This window comes from Asticcacaulis aquihabitans, assembly GCF_032490435.1.
Taxonomy (GTDB): domain Bacteria; phylum Pseudomonadota; class Alphaproteobacteria; order Caulobacterales; family Caulobacteraceae; genus Asticcacaulis.
Genome location: NZ_JAVGWM010000001.1, coordinates 1,318,207 through 1,336,084, shown reverse-complemented (window position 1 = coordinate 1,336,084; position 17,878 = coordinate 1,318,207). Strand labels below are relative to the sequence as shown.

13 protein-coding genes are annotated in these 17,878 nt (G+C 57.9%); 5 read left to right on the top strand and 8 right to left on the bottom strand.

Translation table 11 applies throughout. The annotated features are described in order from the left end of the window. Positions 1-374: 374 nt before the first annotated feature. The gene (locus RCJ00_RS06145; RefSeq protein WP_316220902.1) at positions 375-797 is read right to left on the bottom strand and encodes a MarR family winged helix-turn-helix transcriptional regulator; all 423 of its coding nucleotides are present in this window, start codon (positions 795-797) and stop codon (positions 375-377) included. Positions 798-877: 80 nt separating this feature from the next. Between RCJ00_RS06145 and RCJ00_RS06140 the strand changes: the two genes are divergently transcribed. Both RCJ00_RS06140 and RCJ00_RS06135 read left to right on the top strand, forming a co-directional pair. Beyond that, positions 878-1,636 carry an alpha/beta fold hydrolase gene (locus tag RCJ00_RS06140; RefSeq protein WP_316220901.1) on the top strand — a complete coding sequence of 253 codons (759 nt, stop codon included), beginning with the start codon at positions 878-880 and terminating at the stop codon, positions 1,634-1,636. A gap of 272 nt (positions 1,637-1,908) precedes the next feature. Continuing rightward, positions 1,909-2,577, top strand: a complete 669-nt coding sequence (locus RCJ00_RS06135) for an MgtC/SapB family protein (protein ID WP_316220900.1) — start codon at positions 1,909-1,911, stop codon at positions 2,575-2,577. Positions 2,578-2,614: 37 nt separating this feature from the next. Here the strand turns inward: RCJ00_RS06135 and RCJ00_RS06130 are convergent, their stop codons facing one another. Next, entirely contained in the window at positions 2,615-3,640 is a 1,026-nt protein-coding gene (locus tag RCJ00_RS06130; protein WP_316220899.1) for a phospholipase C/P1 nuclease family protein, read from the bottom strand. Positions 3,641-3,927: 287 nt separating this feature from the next. Between RCJ00_RS06130 and RCJ00_RS06125 the strand changes: the two genes are divergently transcribed. Further along, the gene (locus RCJ00_RS06125; RefSeq protein ID WP_316220898.1) at positions 3,928-7,488 is read left to right on the top strand and encodes a TonB-dependent receptor; all 3,561 of its coding nucleotides are present in this window, start codon (positions 3,928-3,930) and stop codon (positions 7,486-7,488) included. Between the two features lie 327 nt (positions 7,489-7,815). Next, a complete protein-coding gene (locus RCJ00_RS06120; RefSeq protein WP_316220897.1) occupies positions 7,816-9,333 on the top strand; it encodes a putative bifunctional diguanylate cyclase/phosphodiesterase in 1,518 nt (505 codons plus the stop codon). A gap of 262 nt (positions 9,334-9,595) precedes the next feature. On the opposite strand, the gene RCJ00_RS06115 is transcribed toward RCJ00_RS06120, so the two are convergent. From RCJ00_RS06115 to RCJ00_RS06100, 4 genes are all read right to left on the bottom strand, one after another. Next, a complete protein-coding gene (locus RCJ00_RS06115) occupies positions 9,596-9,991 on the bottom strand; it encodes a hypothetical protein (RefSeq protein WP_316220896.1) in 396 nt (131 codons plus the stop codon). Beyond that, the gene (locus RCJ00_RS06110; protein WP_316220895.1) at positions 9,982-10,335 is read right to left on the bottom strand and encodes a hypothetical protein; all 354 of its coding nucleotides are present in this window, start codon (positions 10,333-10,335) and stop codon (positions 9,982-9,984) included. Before RCJ00_RS06110 ends, RCJ00_RS06115 begins: the two co-directional genes overlap by 10 nt. 340 nt (positions 10,336-10,675) lie before the next feature. Continuing rightward, positions 10,676-11,575 (bottom strand): FecR family protein, encoded by a 900-nt coding sequence (locus tag RCJ00_RS06105; protein WP_316220894.1) that lies wholly within the window; start codon positions 11,573-11,575, stop codon positions 10,676-10,678. Further along, complete coding sequence (locus RCJ00_RS06100) at positions 11,560-12,111, bottom strand: RNA polymerase sigma factor (RefSeq protein ID WP_316220893.1); 552 nt, start codon at positions 12,109-12,111, stop codon at positions 11,560-11,562. The genes RCJ00_RS06105 and RCJ00_RS06100 overlap by 16 nt, the downstream gene beginning before the upstream one ends. Positions 12,112-12,257: 146 nt before the next feature. Here RCJ00_RS06100 and RCJ00_RS06095 point away from each other — a divergent pair, with 146 nt between their 5' ends. Then, positions 12,258-15,281 (top strand): TonB-dependent receptor, encoded by a 3,024-nt coding sequence (locus RCJ00_RS06095; RefSeq protein ID WP_316220892.1) that lies wholly within the window; start codon positions 12,258-12,260, stop codon positions 15,279-15,281. A gap of 5 nt (positions 15,282-15,286) precedes the next feature. Here RCJ00_RS06095 and RCJ00_RS06090 read toward each other — a convergent pair whose 3' ends face one another. Beyond that, the gene (locus tag RCJ00_RS06090; protein WP_316220891.1) at positions 15,287-16,366 is read right to left on the bottom strand and encodes a hypothetical protein; all 1,080 of its coding nucleotides are present in this window, start codon (positions 16,364-16,366) and stop codon (positions 15,287-15,289) included. Further along, positions 16,363-17,868: an alkaline phosphatase gene (locus RCJ00_RS06085; protein ID WP_316220890.1), complete on the bottom strand. Its 1,506-nt coding sequence runs from the start codon at positions 17,866-17,868 to the stop codon at positions 16,363-16,365. Before RCJ00_RS06085 ends, RCJ00_RS06090 begins: the two co-directional genes overlap by 4 nt. Positions 17,869-17,878 lie beyond the last annotated feature (10 nt).

Genomic DNA, 17,878 nt, shown 5'->3' with positions numbered 1-17,878 from the left:
ATCGACGAGATAGATATTCGAATAATAAATATAGATAGTATTGATGACTCTTTAGGTGAAATAGAACGACAGTCTGGAATTGAAGTCGCCAATCATGTTCAAAATAAATTGAGAGATGAGTGTGTATTTAATACATTAAAATACGTATACATTGAACCTTCTGTAGGGTGTTCAATAATTATTATTTGTAGTAATATTGAGATATTTGGAGTTTAATTTGATCTGTTAAATTATAACACAAGCATTTCAATATTCAATGGCATGCAGCCCTTAGTCAATTCACTCGCAGTCTTGCCTCGTGCTCAACTGTGTCTTGGGCGTCGTAAATGCCGAAATCCGGACCTGTGTTCCCCCAGAGGGTCGCAATCGGCGCCTCAGCGCGACTTGGCATCGGCCAACAGCTTGTCCAATAATACCTGGAGTGTGGCACATTCGGTATCCGTTAGCGATGCGAATAGTTGAACGCGAATGTAGCTGGCTACCTCGTTCGCGGCATCAAGAACCATGGCGCCTGCGGGTGTCAGCCGATGATCAATTCGGCGGCCTTCTCCGGCTCGACGCTCTATAAGTCCCTGGGCTTCCAACCTGTTGGCCAACGTGCCAAACGCCTGATCGGTTTGAAATGTCGCCAACGCCAGCTCATGGCCAGAGGCAGCCGGCCTTGCCCCTATTGCGCGGAGTGCGTCCCATTGCACGATGGTTGTGCCAAGTGGAGCCAGGGCGGCATCGAGTACGCGGTGCTGCCGGTGCTGTGCGGCTTTGATCTTTCGTCCCAAGCCTTCGAGGTCAATCGACACGTCGCGTTCTCCACACTTGCCATATCCATAATGTGAATGTATTTATATAAATATGTTTATATCAACATGGTGAGCGAAAAATGTCTGGACAGAAAATAGAGATCACGATGACCGAACAAGGGGAAGGCGCGCCTATTTTCGTGCTGCATGGCGGCGGTGGGCCGCTCACTGTGGCTGGCCTCGCTACGCATATGGCCTCTGATGGCTTGGTTCTGATGCCGACTCATCCCGGCTGGAATGGCACATTGCGGCCAGCATCTGTATCCAGCGTGGCGGATCTTGCCGAACTTTATTTGCGCGAGTTGGAACAGCGAGATTTAAACAACGTCTTGGTGATTGGCTCGTCGATGGGCGGTTGGATTGCCGCAGAGATGGCCCTAAGGGATTCTCAGCGGCGGATTGGCCGCGTGGTGCTCATCAATAGTGTCGGGGTCGAAGTACCAGGCGAGCCGATCGTGGATTTTTTCAGTCTGACACCTCGGCAGATCGCTGAGCATTCGTATCACGATCCGGATCGGTTCTTTGTCAATCCACAGGCTTTACCGCCCGAGCGACTAGCCTTGATTCAAGGTAATGTTGCCACGTTAAGGGCGGTGGCAGGGACCCGTATGGCCGATCCAGAGTTGCTCAAGCGACTACGCGAAGTCATGATTCCGGCGTTGGTGATTTGGGGGGAAAGCGATCGCATAGTAACCGCAAAATATGGGCGTGCAATGGCCGAGGCATTCGGAAATGGGCGGTTCGCCTTGGTAGAGAAGGCAGGGCATCTCCCGCACATCGAACAACCGGAGGCGACATTTGCCCTGATCGACGCGTTTATCAACAGCCTAACCACCTGAATTCGACGATGTAGGTGCGGTTGCATAGAATGGTGCGGACTGACAGTTATGACGATAGACCGACAAACAAGAGCGGCGGCCTCGTTTGATAGTCCTTTCGGCTCGAACGTAGCACGATATGGGGCAGTCATTGTCATAATCGCGTCACGAAGGCAGTGTTGAACGAACGGGGCGCTGTCGATGTTGACTGGATGCCGTGACATCCTGTTTTTCCGACGCCGCTCATGCTTTTTCTCACGACATTTCATCTCGCCCACTATCTTGACACTTTGGTGAGTTACGGGAGCGCGCTTTTGCTGGGTGCGTTCATCGGGGCGGAGCGACAATACCGCCAGCGAACAGCCGGGCTTCGCACAAATGCTTTGGTAGCGCTCGGCGCGGCGGCGTTCGTTGATCTTGGCCAGAGGCTGGCTGGAGATGCCGAAGCGGTCAGGGTTATAGCCTATGTCGTATCGGGTATTGGTTTTCTCGGTGCTGGCGTGATCATGAAAGAGGGTATGAATGTCCGCGGACTGAATACGGCCGCGACACTGTGGTGTTCTGCGGCGGTTGGTGCGTGTGCGGGAACGGATATGGTGGCCGAGGCCGCAACCCTTACGCTGTTTGTCGTCGCCGGAAACACGCTCCTGCGACCGGTTGTCAACGCCATCAACCGCATTCCCCTGTCGGGAAGCGGCGTCGAGGCGAGTTATTGGGTGACGATCATTTCAGACCCGCAAAAGGCGCCGGCACTCCGTGATCTGCTCGTCGATCATCTCGAACTGATGCGCTATCCCGTGGCGGATATTGAGCTTATCGAGAGGTCGGAAGATCAGGTGGAAATCAGAGCGTTGTTGATAAGCACGGGGGCAGTCGCCGCCGATCTTGACGCAATCGTTACGCATCTTTCCAAGGTTCATGACGTCGCTCATGCCACTTGGGAAGTTCAGACACACGTTTAAGCTAGGTAACCAAGAGGCTCCAAAGCCCGTGGACGGCCTAGCTGTCTCCGGTCAGAAGCAGGTAAAGGTCAGGGATACGACCGGCTTCTGCGTCTCTGTAGGTTTGCTCGGCGAAATTGATTGCCATGGTGGATGAGTCGCGCCAGGCCTCGCCCAACATGTCACGAAGGTCAGAGGCGCCGTGCGCCAACCGGCTGGTCAGGTAAACGGCCCCACGGGGATCGCCTGGCTTGAAGCCACCGGCTTTTTCGAGCTCGAAAAGCGGTATGACCTCCTTGAAATCTGTTTCGAGGCGATGCGCTACGCACGCCTGGACCTCGTCCGCGCAGGGCGCGTAGGGCGCCATGCCCTGAAGGACGGCCGCGAACGTTACATTCTGGCGCACATAGGCGCCCTCCAAAGGCCAGTGGATATGCGCGGTCGTAAAGCCCTGGGGATTGGGGAAATCGCCCCAACCATCATAATGTATCGACATATGCATCGGCTGGGCAGCATCACCGATATAATGGGAGAGAATGCCAATGTCGCGTAAGGTCAGATCCTGGCGGCGGCGTAACGCAGCCTTGAGCCACGCCCGCTTCACCGGATCTTTTTCGCGGGCGTCCGCCAGAGCGATAAGGCGCAGAAAGGCCATGTCCTTGGTCACCTGCAAATAGGCGTCAGCCAAACTGTAGGGCAGGTAGCCGACGACGACCGGATCGACGCCCTTGGCCCGTAACGCCGCTTCGTAGAGCGATCGCGTGGCCGGCAGGTCCGTAAGCCCCATGCCTGCCAGTGATGTTCCGGTGTCATCGAGTCTTATGAGATGCGCGGGATCGCGGTCGGCATCATGAACAAGACCCGCCTTGCGCCAAAGGTCGGGCTCGCGCGAATACTGCCCGACGTCGCTAATAGAGGCTTCCGTGTACAGGAAGGCCGGCAGGCCCTCCGGCAACCGGCGCATGGCGGCTTCTCCGATCATGCGATGGCCCGTGTCGCCCCAGGCCGACGCGGATGACGGTGCGATGGCGGTGAAGGCGACGGCGAGTGCCGCGAGCGCAATCGGAAACGTTTTCACACTCATCGCCTATCTCCTCGACGCGCCACGTTATCGCGCCGCACACAAGTTTACAGGCTACGACGAATTTAAGTGAATGACAAATGTAACATTGCTGCAATATTACGCCATCCAAGATTGAAAAATGCCATATATTTCAAATGGTAATTCGTGCATGTGCTATTTTGACCGCATTGGGACTTAATTTTTCGCGGCGCGTTGCAACGCAACAAAACTGTCATACTAATTTCATACGCATCTACTTACGTCGGGACGATTCAACGCCCCGCTCATAACTCAACGGGATAGTTTCGATGTTCAACAAATATATGCTCGGCGCTGCCGCCGTGGCCATGATGGCGGCCTCTGCCCCGGCCGTGTACGCACAACAGACAACAGCGGCGATACGCGGTGTCGTTACAGACGCAAAGGGTGCGCCGGTTGCCGATGCCACCGTCACCATCATCCATTTGCCGAGCGGCACGCGCGTCGTTGCACGCACCGCCGCCGACGGGCGCTATGATGTATCCGGCCTGAAAGTGGGCGGCCCTTACGAGATCGACATCGCCGCCGCCGGCCAGAAGGACAGCCAGACGACCGATGTGTATCTGACCCTGGGCGACCAGCAAAAGCTCGACGTCGCCATGGAAGAGGTCGGGGCGACGACCGTAGTGGTAACCGGCAAGCGCACGACTATTCTGTCCAATCCCGGTTCACGTACGCGCATGGGGCGCGCCGAACTGGCAGAGGTTGTGACCTATAAGCGCGACATTCGTGAAGCCGCGCGCCGCGATCCCCTGACCAATCTCGACCCGAACACGCGCGGCACCGGCCCCTCCGGCGGCCTCTATATCGCGGGTTCCGCGCCGCGCGCCAACCGCATTACCATCGACGGCGTACGCTCGAACGATGACTTTGGCCTGAACACCGGCGGCCTGTCGACCAATCTGGGCCCTATTTCGATCGAAGCCATTGAGCAGATGACGGTTCAGGCCGTGCCTGCGGACGTCGAAGAAGGCGACTTCACCGGCGGTTCGCTGAACTTGGTCCTGCGCTCAGGTAACAATAGCTTCCACGGCTCGCTGTTCGATAATTTCCGTAACAAGGCCTGGAACGGTAGCCAGCTTTATCATCCGGACACCGGCGTATCCAATAAGCTGAAGCTTTACGTTCCTGATGAAAACTACGGCTTCTTCCTGTCCGGCCCGATCCTGAAGGATAAGCTTTTCTTCGCCACCTCCTATGAAAAATACACCTCTGCCTCGGTCGTTGCCGCCGGTCCGTCCGGTGGCGGCTTCGGCACCAGCTTGGGCTATACGGATAATACGACCACGCCGTCGACCTTCGTGCCGATCAATCAGTCCTACATCGATTCCATAGTGGCACCGTGGAACACCTATGCCGCCTCGGCATCGCTCAAGCCGGGTTCGATCCCGCTGACCACACCGTTCAAGGACGAAAAGTACTCGGTCAAGCTCGACTGGAACGTCATGGAAGGCCAGCGCGTCTCCTTCACCTACCGTCATGCCTTCTCCAACACCTGGAAAGGGGCGCCCGCCTCCTCCTCAGCGCTTTTCCTGAACACCAACTGGTACACGCAGCCTGAAAACGAAGACAATTACGCCCTGCAGCTCAATTCGCGCTGGAACGATAATTTCTCGACGGAAGCGCGCATCACCATGCGCAATTATCAACGCGGTCAGATGCCGCCAGAAGGCCAGGGCTTCTCCGGCATTCAAGTCTGTACTGACGCCACCAGCCTGGCCTCGGTCAGCAGCTGTACGACCGGCAAGTTGACGCTCAATTTCGGTCCGGATCAGTTCCGCCAAGCCAACGTCTTGAAGACCACCAACAATTCCGGTGAGTTTGTCGGCACCTATCGTCTCGGCGGCCACTCGATCAAGGCCGGCTATCAGGGCAAACAAATCGGTATCTACAACCTGTTCGTTCAGGCCGCCAACGGTCTGTACTACTTCGACAGCCAGAAATCCTTCAGCGACGGCAAGGTCGACCAGTTGTTCTACAACAACAATCCGTCCGGCGACGCCAACAAGGCCGCGGCTGATTTCTCCTACATGAACAACACACTGTTCGTTCAGGACACCTTCGATCCGATTGAGAACCTGACCGTCAACTATGGTCTGCGTTACGACTTCTGGAATATGGACGACAAGCCGGCGCTCAACCCGAACTTCACGGCGCGCAATGGCTACAGCAATCAGGTCACTTACGACGGCCTGAGTGTGCTGCAACCGCGCATCGGCGCCAAGTGGCATAACGAAGAGGGCACGCTTGACGCCTCGGCCAGCTTCGGCCTCTACACGGGCGGCCTGCCGGACGTCTTCCTGTCGAACCGCTTCGGCAATACGGGCATCCTGACGGCGACCTTCACCTTGCAGCGCCAGGCCGATGGCACGTTCAAGGAAACGAACTCGGGCACGGTCTTCGCGGCCAACGATCCGACGGTTTCGGCTCTGATGAACATCGACAAGACCGACGCCAAATTCGCCCAGGGCGTTCCGTCCTCCGCCACGTCTCTGTTGTCGCTCAATCCGGGTCTGGTTCGGGTCGCCAATACCAACAGCATCGCGCCGGGCTTCGAGATGCCGTCCGACTGGAAACTGAACCTGTCGACGCATTACCACACCCCGATTGGCGTGGTTCTGGGCCTCGATGCCGTCTTTGTCCGTAGCCACACCGGTCTGGCGTTTCGCGATGTCCGCGCCCGTCCGTTGACTATCAACGGCGTGCAGCAGTACACCCCGGACGGCCGCATGCGCTATGACGGTCTGTCCGTCGCGGCCACCACCGGCACGACGCTTGACACCCGCAACGCCTCGATCTTCGTCAACCGTACCGCTCTGGGCCTCGACACCGCCAAGAATGCCGACGGCTCCAGCGATCTCGACCTGGCCAATCCGGGTTCCGGCTATGACATCCAGGCCTACAACCCCTCTCAGGAATCGTCGAGCCGCACCATCGCCTTCTCGGCGACCAAGAGCTTCGACAGCCTGCACCTCTTCCGCGTGCCGGACCATCTCGATCTGTCGGCCGCCTACACCAACCAGAAGACCAACCAGTATGGCGGGGTGCCGGAATTCGCCACGACCGATTGTTGCGGTGGTTCGAACTATGGCGATCAGATTTCACTGGAAGATCCGAATGCGCCCACCCTGGGCAAGTCGTCTTACGAAATCTATCACGGCTATAAGTTCAATGCGACCTACGAGGTCGAGTTCTTCCGCGGCGCCAAGACCAATATCACCCTGTTTGGCGATCTGCATGACGGCCGCCCGTTGAGCTTCTACGTGGCTGACGCCGGTTCGGCCGCACGCGGCCAGGTGTTCGGCGTGGTGTCCAATAACCAGTTGGCCTTCATTCCGCAAATGACGACGCCGATGTCCGGTAATGCGCTGGGCTTCATGACCGGAAACGTGCCGGTCTATTTCAAGACCTCCGCCGATCTGGCTAACCTGAAGACGATCGTCGACAAGTTTGGCCTGCCGACGGGCATTCTGAGCAAGGGCTCCAACCGCAATCCGGACGTCAAGCGTTGGGATCTGCACCTCTCCCAGGAACTCCCTATTCCGATGCTGGAAGGTCACAAGCTGACCGCAACGCTCGACATCTTCAACCTGAGCAACCTGCTCAACAAGAAGTGGGGCGTCGTGGCTGAGTACGGTTCAGATGGCCGTCAGGGGACGCCGATCTATAAGGTGGCCTGTACCGACGCCACGGGTACGGTGGTTTCGTCCGCCAGCGCCGTTTGCGCCGGCTACCAGATCTCCAGCGTCTCGACGACCATGACGACGCCGACGGTCAATCAGACCGCGACGCTGTATTCAGTCATGGCAGGCCTCAAGTACAGCTTCTAAGCCTGCATCTACCGTTAAAAACGAGAAAGAGCGCCACACCCGGCGCTCTTTTTTGTTTTGTGACTGACTATGAGGGGTTTAGCGATGCATCGGCAGAGATCAGCAGATGAGGGTAGCGAATTTAAGTAACCTGCGTGAGTTTCCTCACTGGAGATCGCGCCGGGGAGTGTGCAAACTACGAGGCATGTTGTTGCGCATTAACCGTCCCCGTTAATATCGACGTTATTTAATTTCGGTATGTTGCCAAAAGTTGTTTTTGGCAATTGAGTTCACATGTATCCGTCAAAGCGTTTTCGCGACACGCCAAATCTAGCACCTCGCAAAGTTATGCCCGACCTTTTGGTCGTCATAGCTGTAAGTTTGATTGGCACTTTGGTGCTGCATAGGTTCGACTGGTTCGAAGCCCTCTATGCGTTCACCCGCCCCTATGAGAGCCTCCAGATCGACAACTTATTGATTGTTGTGGTGTTTACAGCGATCGGTGCAACGATCATCTGCGTACGGCGGTCTATGGAGATGCGGCGGCAGTATGAGCAACGTCTGAAGGCGGAAGGTCGGATGGAAACCCTGGCCTTGACGGATGCCTTGACCGGCTTGGCCAATCGTCGACATCTTTACGGCGCTCTGAAGCAGAAGTTGGGAGCAAGCCCCACCGATGCCCACGGTTTCGCCGTCTGTATTTTCGATCTCGATAGATTCAAGCCGATCAACGATATCCACGGTCATCTTGTTGGGGATCAGCTTTTGCAACAGATTGCGCAGCGTGCCCAGGCGCAACTCCGCTCAGGGGATCTGTTGGCACGCCTGGGTGGGGATGAATTCGCCCTTATCGTCAATACCAGTTCTGCCGATGAGGATATTTCCGGACTGGCGCAGCGTCTTATCTCAAGTTTGTCTGAGCCGTTTCGCATCGATCAACTTGTTTGCCACGTCGGGGCGAGCATGGGGATCGCTTTTGCGCAGGGCGGAACATCGCAGACTCCTGACGCTTTGTTGCAAAAAGCTGACCTGGCGCTTTATCGCGCCAAGACGGAAGGCCGTGGTACGTTCCGGTTTTACCAGGACGCCATGGATGCCAAAATTCATGAGCGCACTCTGATCGAACTGGAGCTAAGAGAGGCTGTAGAACAACGCCAAATCCACCCCTATTTTCAACCACTGGTGTGCTTGCGGGATAGCCGAATTGAAGGCTACGAAGTCCTGGCGCGCTGGATTCACCCCACCTGGGGGCCTGTCTCGCCTGAGCGGTTTATCAAAATCGCCGAAGAAGCCGGGCTGATCGGTGAGATTTCGCTGTCGCTCCTGGAGCAGGCCTGTGAGCAGGCGCGCGACTGGCCGAAAGGGACCTACCTCTCGCTCAACATTTCTCCGGTCCAGTTCCGGGACCCGCAGCTCAGCACCAAAATCTGCGACATCCTCTATAAGGCCGGTTTTCCGGCCGCATGCCTGGAAATCGAAATTACGGAGAATGCCTTGGTGCACGATGTCGATGTCGCACGCAATACGCTCATGTCGCTAAAGGCCAGAGGCATGACCCTGGCGCTCGACGATTTCGGCACAGGGTATTCCAGTCTGCAACACCTGCGCTCCCTGCCGTTTGACAAGCTCAAGATCGACCAGTCGTTCGTCATGAACATGAGTGAAAGTGGGGAAAGCCGGAAGCTGGTCAAGGCCATTATCGCCATGAGCCATAGCCTCGGCCTGAAAACAACGGCGGAAGGCATCGAAACCCACGCGCACGCGCTGCGGTTGACGCAAATGGGATGTGAAACGGGGCAGGGCTACCTGTTTGGCAAGCCTGCGCCTCAGGCTTGCCAAACCTTGGAGGTCAGTGGTGCAGCCTGACCAGAGCAAAAAATATCATCATTTGAGACGCGCGGCTCACCAGGCTATTGCTGCCTAACGGCTACACCGTAGCTTTTATTGAAGATCAGCAGTTTGGTATGAGCGCGGTGCCTCGCTTTTCGTATTTAATGCTAGCAATGGCGGTTGCTCCTGGTGCTCTGGCTTTAATGCGAAGTTGTCCATCGGCGCCAGCCTTTGATGGCGTAGGACTCCACGGCTTATTTTTGCAACTGTAACCCTCGACAGTTCCGAGCAGGGTGGTTCATTTATGCAGTGGCTCGCCCTTCCTCAGGGCGTCGCGTTGATCGACTATCAAAGTTCGAAGATTAGTACCTTCGGGGCATACATAATCCGCGTACCAAATCTTAATTTTCATCTTCACGAAGGTTGTATCATCTAGGTGAATAGCCGAAATGCCGCACCCGGATGGCTCGACAAAGTGTTCAGCAACAGACCGTATCTGGCCTACGTCTTCTTTTGCGCCCTCTTTGATTTTGACATTGGCAACCAATAGCGTGTCTTTGTCCCTATCGACGTCGACCTCATATTTCATACCATTAAACAAGAAACGGCTATCGAAACCCAAGGGCATTTTTGCATGTGTCGGAAGCGCTGTCGCAGCCAGGGCAATAAGTGCAATTGTCGATACTAAACGCATATAATTTTCCCGTTTTCTTCATGGCACTTTTTCAAATCGGCCGAGCCGGACGTGCAGCGCCTATGGATTTCCGCCATCACCTCATCCCTGTTTCGCACATGGGTATTGCTGTCGAGGAGCGAGTAGCCGCCAGTAGCCAGCGGGCCCAGTGCCATGGATATGGCCTCCAAGGCACCACGGGTCAAAGGCTTATTGTCGTACTGCATTGCGATGTTTCTGGCATCGATACAGCCTTGGCTTTCGTATTTTGGATCAGCGCGATCCAACGTGCTCAACATCGTCTGGGGCGTGCTCGCACATCCTCCAACTACAAACAGAGTGAGCACTAAAGTTAGTTTTTTCATAGTCCCCTCCTTTAACGCGTGCCACACGGCCGCGCCACCCAAACCATTCGGCCGATGACGTCTAGCAAGATGATCGAATCGACGGCTGGCTATGAATCGCATCGGCGGCACAAGCCTACAGAGTGTTCAGGCTCGCCGCAACCAGGTCATACCGTCCTGCGGGTTGAAATGAAGGCGTCATGAGGCGCGTTTTCCTGCATCAGATGTCGACGTGCTCGACATCCACCAGAGAGCTGCGCGATCTAGCCGTCGCGGGAACGCTTGCCGTAAACGCGGCTCCGGCAGAGGTGGTGACGAATGTCCGGCGATCAAGAGTCACAGGGGCCTGGTCTTCGATGGGTTATACGGAGGGCATTCTTTCCCGAAGCCGGATGCCATACAGGGCGTGTACTGCCGCAACGAAGTCCCCTGAATTGTGCGTATCGAAAACGCCGTTGACCCGCACCCTGGCTGAGGTTGCGTTATCGACGACGAGTGGGGTGGTGCGGTAACGATTCATTTCGGCGACGGCGTCAACCAACGGGGTGTCGTGGAAATAGGCGCGCTGGTTCAGCCAGTTCTCAACGCGCAGGCTTTCCGCCGGAATTTGGGCCAGGACCTGCCCTTGGCTGTCCAGGCGCAAGGCTTGCCCGGCGGACAGGCTGCGTACGCCCGCATCTTCAACCGCATGGTCGCCTCGTTTACCGGTTCGGATGTGGCCTTCGAGCAGGTCGATATCGATCCGTCGGTCCAGGTGTAGCTGTACGGCAAAACGGGTGCCGGTCACGCGGATGCGTGCGGCGCCGGCCGTTACGTAAAAAGGATCGCGGTCGGCACGATGGGCCACCTCGAAATAGGCTTCGCCGGAGACCAGTTGGATTTCGCGTTTCCGGCCGTGGAAGCGCACCTCCAGATTGGACCCTGTGTTCAGTGTCACGCGGCTGCCATCATTCAGCGCTACCGTCAGCTGGCCGCCTACGGGGGTGCTGTAGGTCAATGGACGTTGAGTCCACAGCGCCGTGCCGATTGCCGCGCCCGTGAGGCCGGCCGCCAGCAGGCCGCCCATGGCCCAACGACGGGACATTTGTGGGGCGGCCGTGTCGGCACGCACGTCTTCGATGTCCAAAAGGCCAATGGCATCCCATACATCTGCCATTTCGTCGTCTTTGGGTGTGGGGCTTCCCGATGTCTCCAGATCAGCGACGAAGGTTTCGCTGTCGGCTGGGGGACGAGAGGGGAAGTTGATTAAATTTCGAACCATCCACATTCCTTTAGGCTATCGCGGCAATGCGCCAAGGCTTGGCTGAGTTGCCGTTGAACGGTACGCATCGGGGTGCGGTTCTTGCGTGAAATTTCGCCGAGGCTTAAGCCTTCGATGCGGCTTTGTAACAGGACGCGGCGCTCCGGCGTCGGCAGTTTTGCAATGGCCGCGCGCAGAAGGTCAGCATTCTGGCGCCAGCGCACTTCGTCAAACGGTGACGGTTGTTCCGCGGCCAGGTCTACAGGAATTTCATCGTGGTCGCCGGCATGGCGGGCACGCCGGCGGCGATACAGGTCATGGAGCACACTGTCGGCGGTTTTGAAGACATAGGTCGCATTGAAGTCTGGGGGCGGTTCACCCTGGGCCAGTCGCGACAGCCTCAAATAGATTTCCTGCAAAGTGTCCTCCACGTCTTCTCTTTTCAAGGCGCGCGCCAAGTAGCGGCGCAGGCGCCCGTCGAAGCGCGCCATCACGTGGTGAACTTCAGTGCCGCGTTTGAGCTCGCACGTGTCGTCGGTCGTCTCCGTGAGGGTCACGAACCTGTGCCTTTCTCAATGCGCCTGTTACTAGTGACGCAAGGCTGTGGCGATTACGCCGCGCCTTTTGTCAAATAATCAAAAAAAACGCTAATACGCCGGCAACGTCACAAAACTATGACATGGTGGCGATAGGCGTGCCTGACATGAGACAGCCAAACCGCTCACGGTGGCGCGCCGGAATATCGGCGGTAATAGTCCTGCTGTTTCTGGCCGTTCCCGTCCATGGTCAGGCGCAGGCCTTGCCTTTTGACGTGCCGCGTCAGCCCTTGGGCGATGCGCTCAATGCCATAGCGGAGCAAAGCCATACGCAGCTGCTTTTTTCACCGGACGCCGTCCGTGGCCGCGTCAGTGAGGGCGTTCGCGGCCAGTTGACGGCTGAGGCGGCGTTTAAAAAGGGGCTGGGGCATAGCGGCCTATGCGTGCGGCGCGTCAGTGCGCACACCTTTGTCATCTATGTCGAACCGCCCGCTGCGTCGATGGTCGATCGCGTGACGCCGATAGCCGAAGCCAAGCCGGTAGAGGTCGTTGTTACCGGACGTCGCCAGCCCCTCTCGGTCGATGGTGGGGGGACGGGTATCCATTACGGGAAGGCCGGGGCGCCTGTGGCCGAAATCGGCCGCGATGTCTTGCTGTCCAAACAGGGCGGCAATGCCTTGGACAGTTTGTCTCTGTTCAGCGGTATCCATATTCTGAATACGGGAAGTTCCTTTATCGGCGGTGTAGATGGGGCGTCGCGGGGCGAGGGGATGTATGTCGCGGCGAGGGGGCTCAACGCCGAGTACAGCCTGAATCTTTCGGACGGTGTGCCGATCGCCCAAGGCATGCCCTATTCCCGAGCCATGCAGATGGGCGTGCTGCCGCCCGATGGTTTGCAGGCGGTCAGTCTCTATCGCGCCAATACGGCGGATATGGCGGGCGATGCTATTGGCGTCACGCTGGATTGGCGCACACCAAGCCCGTTTGATTTTCCGGCCAATGGCTATACGCGCCTGCAAGTGCTTTCAACGACGGAAAGTCGTGCCCGGGACTATGGGCAAAAAGGTCTAGGCGGCGGGGTCACGTTTGAACTGGCGCGGCGATGGGGACGCCATAAAGATATAGCCGTCTATCTCAGCCTGTATAGCGATAGCCGGCTGTTCGCCAATTCCGAAATCGGCGGGATTATGGCGGCGCAAAATGACCACGCCTGGGCGTTCGGATTGGCCACGTCGGCGGCGGGCGCTGTGCCCGCGCATGACGCCGATGCCAATCTGGCCCTCACAGGGTTGAATTTTGGCGTCTCGGAAGGGACGACGCGGCGCACCGGTGGCGTTTTCAATATCGATTGGCGGCCTGCCGATGGCCTGGATGCCTATTTGCGGCTGAATATGATAAAAGCGCACACCGAGCAGGCCTCGACCCTGGACCAAATTGTTCCGACGGCCGTCTCATGGAGCAAAACCAACACGGACACATACAGGCTGAGTGTGGACAGTGTTTCGACGCGGGTCTGGTACGAAACCAATCCGGAAACGATCAAGTTGGCCAATGTAAAGACCGGGGTGGATCTAAAGACGGAAGCGTTCAGCCTGTCTGCCTACCTGTTCGCCAGTCATTCCGGTTTTGACCGTCCCGACCATTTGGAAACCTCGATCCGCATTGACGAAAATGACGGCATAAATGCTGACAATGCCCCACGCCCGTTGGGGGGAGATCTTATACACTATAGTCAGTCTGGACGGCCGCTGCTCAATTTGACGCCCGACATGCTGGCGGATTTCGATCAGGCGGATACGCGGCTTTTGGCCCGGCGCGCGGGACAATTGACAGCCCAGACTTCAGAACAAACACGCGCCGGCGGCGGGTTTGACCTCCACTGGCGGGCGGCGGACGGATTGACGTTGGATTGGGGGGCACGCCTTACGGATAGCTGGCGACGCATGACCTACCGCGATTGGCGCAACGACTATTTTAGCGCCCTGTTGGGGCGTGCCGGTGTGACCTGGTCCGATCTGGGGCTGGTCAAGGGTACCTATTCGGCGGCTGTTCCGGGGCTCTATGACTGGCGGTTGCCGCGCGTAGACAGTCAGCGTTTGGAAGCCCTGTTCCATCGCTACAAAACGGATGCCAGTTTTGATACGTGCGGCGCATTGTTCATAAATAACGACAATTGCGCCAACCAGTCGGGCAGCGAACAGAGCCTTGCCGCCTATGCCGCCGTGCACATAACGGTCGGAAGATGGTGGCTCTTACCCGGGTGGCGGCAGGAATTGACAAGCATCCGCAACACCTACTGGTTTCTGCCTATGGAAAACGGAAACGAACAGCCTGGTGAATGGCAAAACAGCGAGACATCCTACAATGAAGGTTTGCCCAGCTTTTTTGCCACCTGGCGTGGGGACGACGGGATGGCTTTAAGTCTGGGCGTGTGGCGGTCCTATTCCCGTCCCTCTTTCCAGCAACTCGCCGGCGGCGCCAAGGCGACGACCACGGACGGGGTTATCATCATTGAAAGTGGCAACCCAAACCTGAAGCCGGTGACGGCGACCAATGCCGATATATCCCTTGTCTGGCCTGTGGCGCACGGCGGGCAGATACGGTTAGCCGCGTTCGGCAAGGGTCTAAAAGATTACCTTTACGACTCGGGTACCAGTTTTGTGAATGCCAGTTCGTCAGACGCCGACACTGTCCGTTATGTCATTCCGCATAATGGCGGTCGCGGCAGCGTGGTCGGTCTCGAGCTGGAGGGGCAGGTCTCCCTATATCGACACTTCAGTCTATCGACGGCCTTGACGCGGCAATGGACGGATGTGGATACCGGAAGTGCTGCGGTCGGCCGCCATAAGCCCCTGCAAAATGCGCCTGGCTTTATTGCCAGTATTGGCCTGGGCTATGCGGGCCAAACCCTGAGCGCGACGCTGAACTACCGGTTTAGTTCGGCCTATCTCGCCAGCTATGACGTTCTATATATCCAATCGTCCTGGGATGATCAGTGGGTCAGACCATCGCAGCGTCTGGATGTAAAGGGCAGTTGGGCGCTGACACCGCACGCGCGGGTTCGGTTCGGCGTCGACAATCTGTTAAATGAGGTCTCCTACTGGACTCATGTCGGCAAGCACAGTCTGGCTGTCTCCGATATCGTCGATTCCGGCCAGACCTATCGCCTGTCCTTCGATTCCAGCTTTTAGACGGTTCATCGCCCTTTCACGGGCAGCCCCGCGTCGATGATCAGTTTTTCCGTCGCTGCGTCCCCACCGGTTTGCGAGGCTTGCCACAGGCGCAGGGGCCCAATCTGGGCCAGGGCAGGCAGGCGTAGACGCCAGTTATAATAGGCGGTCCTGGGCACGAGCCCGAAGCGATGTGCCACCTGGGCCAATGCGGCATCGCTGGCTTGTGCGGCGGGCTCCGAGACGATCCAATTCTGATCGCTTACGGTATGCACGAAACATTCAGGCGGCCAGGGTGCCCCTGTATAGAGCGCGGTCTGCGCGTCTTTTTGGGCGATGATAGTGGCGGCCTCCAGCCAGGCGGATACCTTCTTTTGATCGCCATCTAAAGGGGCGGCATGGGCGCAGGCCATGGTCTGGATAAGCCTCGGGGGCAGACCGCGGCTTATGGCCTCCGCCAGGGCCAGCACATGGTGCGCGCCCGTGCCCGCCATCTGAATTTCCGCCTGTTCCGAGCCGTCTTCGCGCCATTGAAAAACCAGGGCCTTGCCCCAATCGTGCCAGATGACCGCCGCGGTCAGCAGATCTTGGTCCAGTATAATGCCGGACTCGTCGTGCCAGGCCTGAACGAGGTCATGACTCTGGCGCAGGTTAAATGCCTCATGGAGCGCCAGGCCGCCGGGCCAATCATGATGGCTGCCCATATTGCCGCCAGGCGCGGACAGGAAAGGCTGCGGGCGCAGGGGGCAGGCGCTGTCCTCCGCATGAAGCGGCGGAAAAACGCCGTTTGTCAGCCTCAGGCGATCGGCTGGGTCGCGCGGGGCGGATAGCCACCCGGCGGCAACCAGACGATCAATTATCTGCGTTTTATCGCGAGCGGTTAAACCGGCGCGGTGGTGAATACAGGCCGTGTCATCAAGGGCCGCCAGGGCCGCCTGACGCAGCTCCGGATCGCGGATGGCCTGAGCCGATTGGGTCAGTGTTTTCAGCGCCATGCCGGCTTTGGCGGAGGCATTGGCGATCTGTAACGCCTGCTCATTTCCCGCCTGTGCCAGGGCGGAGGTGGCGAGGCTCAGGAACAGGCAGGCCGCCGCTAGGGCTTTCATGGCTTGGTCGCCGCTGGTTTTTCGGCCTTCAGGCTGAGGGCGTACGCCATGACCTGATAGATGTAGCTGGACTCAACTGTGCCTGAGAGCAGATGTGCCTGCGGACCCGTGGCGTAGACAGGCACATCCTCTCCGGCATGTTTGGCGCTGCCTGTCAGGATCAGAGCCTGCTGGTGGTAGTCTGGCGACTCAGCCACCTCTTCGGTGAGCGGAGTCTTGTCCGTGTCGTCGCGCTTGGCGCCGGGACCGGAGGCGTAGCTCAGGATGGTATAGGGCTGGCCCTTATCATCCAGGAGCGGCTTGCCGTCGATTTGCGCCAGTCCCATGATGGAGGCATTGCGCGACGCGTAGCCGGACATGACCAGGCCATGGCTGTGATCCGCCGTGACGATAATCAGGGTATCCGCCGGGTTGGTCTTGTCGAGGGCGACCTGAACCGCTTTTGAGAGTTCGTCGACATCGGTGAGGGCGCGGTAGCCATTATTGACGTGATGCCATTTGTCGATCGAAGCCGATTCGACCATCAGGAAAAACCCGTTCGGATTTTGCGATAATACGTCGATAGCGCTGGCGGTCATCTGATCCAGGTCCGGGATAGTGTTGTGTTCCGGATCAACGGGCGATGGCAAATCGCCTTCCGAAAACAGGCCCAGCAGATGGTCCGTCTTTTTCGCGTCCAGGCTTTTCAGGGCAGACAGCGAGTCGGCGAAAACGGCATGTGGACTTTGCGACAGCCATTCGCGGGTCAGGTCGCGACCGTCGGCCCGGGCGCCTTTGCGCGGATCGAGGTCCGGCAGGAATTTCTCTATATCCCCGCCCATGGCGACATCCATGCGAATGGCGGCCGGGGCTTCGACCAGTTGCCGCGCCAGGTCGATGCAGCCATTTTCGATGGCTTCGGCGCTCATGTCGCTGTCGGCGCGCCACTGACGTGACGGGGTGTGGCCATAGGCGCCGGCGGGTGTGGCATCGGTCACGCCTGCCGTTGTTACGATCCCGGCGGAGCGACCGCTGAGCTTGGCGGTTTCGGCTAGGCTTTCGACCCGGGCCTTGAGCGCGCCGCGGCAGCGGTTGGTGGTTATGCTCCCGTCTACGCCGATGGCGGCATTGCGGGTTTTCACACCGGTCATGATCGCTGAAATCCCGTTGGCCGAGTCGGTGACCAGGTTATCGATCGAATAGGTTTTGGAAAACCCGCCATAGGGGAAGGTTTCAAATGACAGGCGATAGCTGGCGCCATCCAGCCCGCGTTTCTGGCCCGCCAGGATGCGCCCGGCGGTAACGGAATTGATGCCCATGCCATCGCCGATGAACAGGATGACGTTCTTGGCCGGCCGGACGTTCGGTGCGCGTTTCAGGGCCTCTTGCAGCGCCTTATCGCCCTGATAGTAGTCGATATTCTGGCTGCGGTCGCGTACGGCGGGCAGGGGATCTTGGGCGGCGACGGGAAGGGCAATAGCCCACATCAGGGCAATCAGGCTGGAAAAACGTCCGATGGGCATACGGTGTGTC

Bases quoted from the DNA above. Each gene is read 5' to 3' on its own strand.
- RCJ00_RS06120 (WP_316220897.1), top strand. From the start codon at position 7,816: ATGCCCGACCTTTTGGTCGTCATAGCTGTAAGTTTGATTGGCACTTTG.
- RCJ00_RS06085 (WP_316220890.1), bottom strand. From the start codon at position 17,868: ATGCCCATCGGACGTTTTTCCAGCCTGATTGCCCTGATGTGGGCTATT.
- RCJ00_RS06125 (WP_316220898.1), top strand. From the start codon at position 3,928: ATGTTCAACAAATATATGCTCGGCGCTGCCGCCGTGGCCATGATGGCG.
- RCJ00_RS06110 (WP_316220895.1), bottom strand. From the start codon at position 10,335: ATGAAAAAACTAACTTTAGTGCTCACTCTGTTTGTAGTTGGAGGATGT.
- RCJ00_RS06090 (WP_316220891.1), bottom strand. From the start codon at position 16,366: ATGAAAGCCCTAGCGGCGGCCTGCCTGTTCCTGAGCCTCGCCACCTCC.
- RCJ00_RS06115 (WP_316220896.1), bottom strand. From the start codon at position 9,991: ATGCGTTTAGTATCGACAATTGCACTTATTGCCCTGGCTGCGACAGCG.
- RCJ00_RS06130 (WP_316220899.1), bottom strand. From the start codon at position 3,640: ATGAGTGTGAAAACGTTTCCGATTGCGCTCGCGGCACTCGCCGTCGCC.
- RCJ00_RS06095 (WP_316220892.1), top strand. From the start codon at position 12,258: ATGAGACAGCCAAACCGCTCACGGTGGCGCGCCGGAATATCGGCGGTA.
- RCJ00_RS06105 (WP_316220894.1), bottom strand. From the start codon at position 11,575: ATGGTTCGAAATTTAATCAACTTCCCCTCTCGTCCCCCAGCCGACAGC.
- RCJ00_RS06140 (WP_316220901.1), top strand. From the start codon at position 878: ATGTCTGGACAGAAAATAGAGATCACGATGACCGAACAAGGGGAAGGC.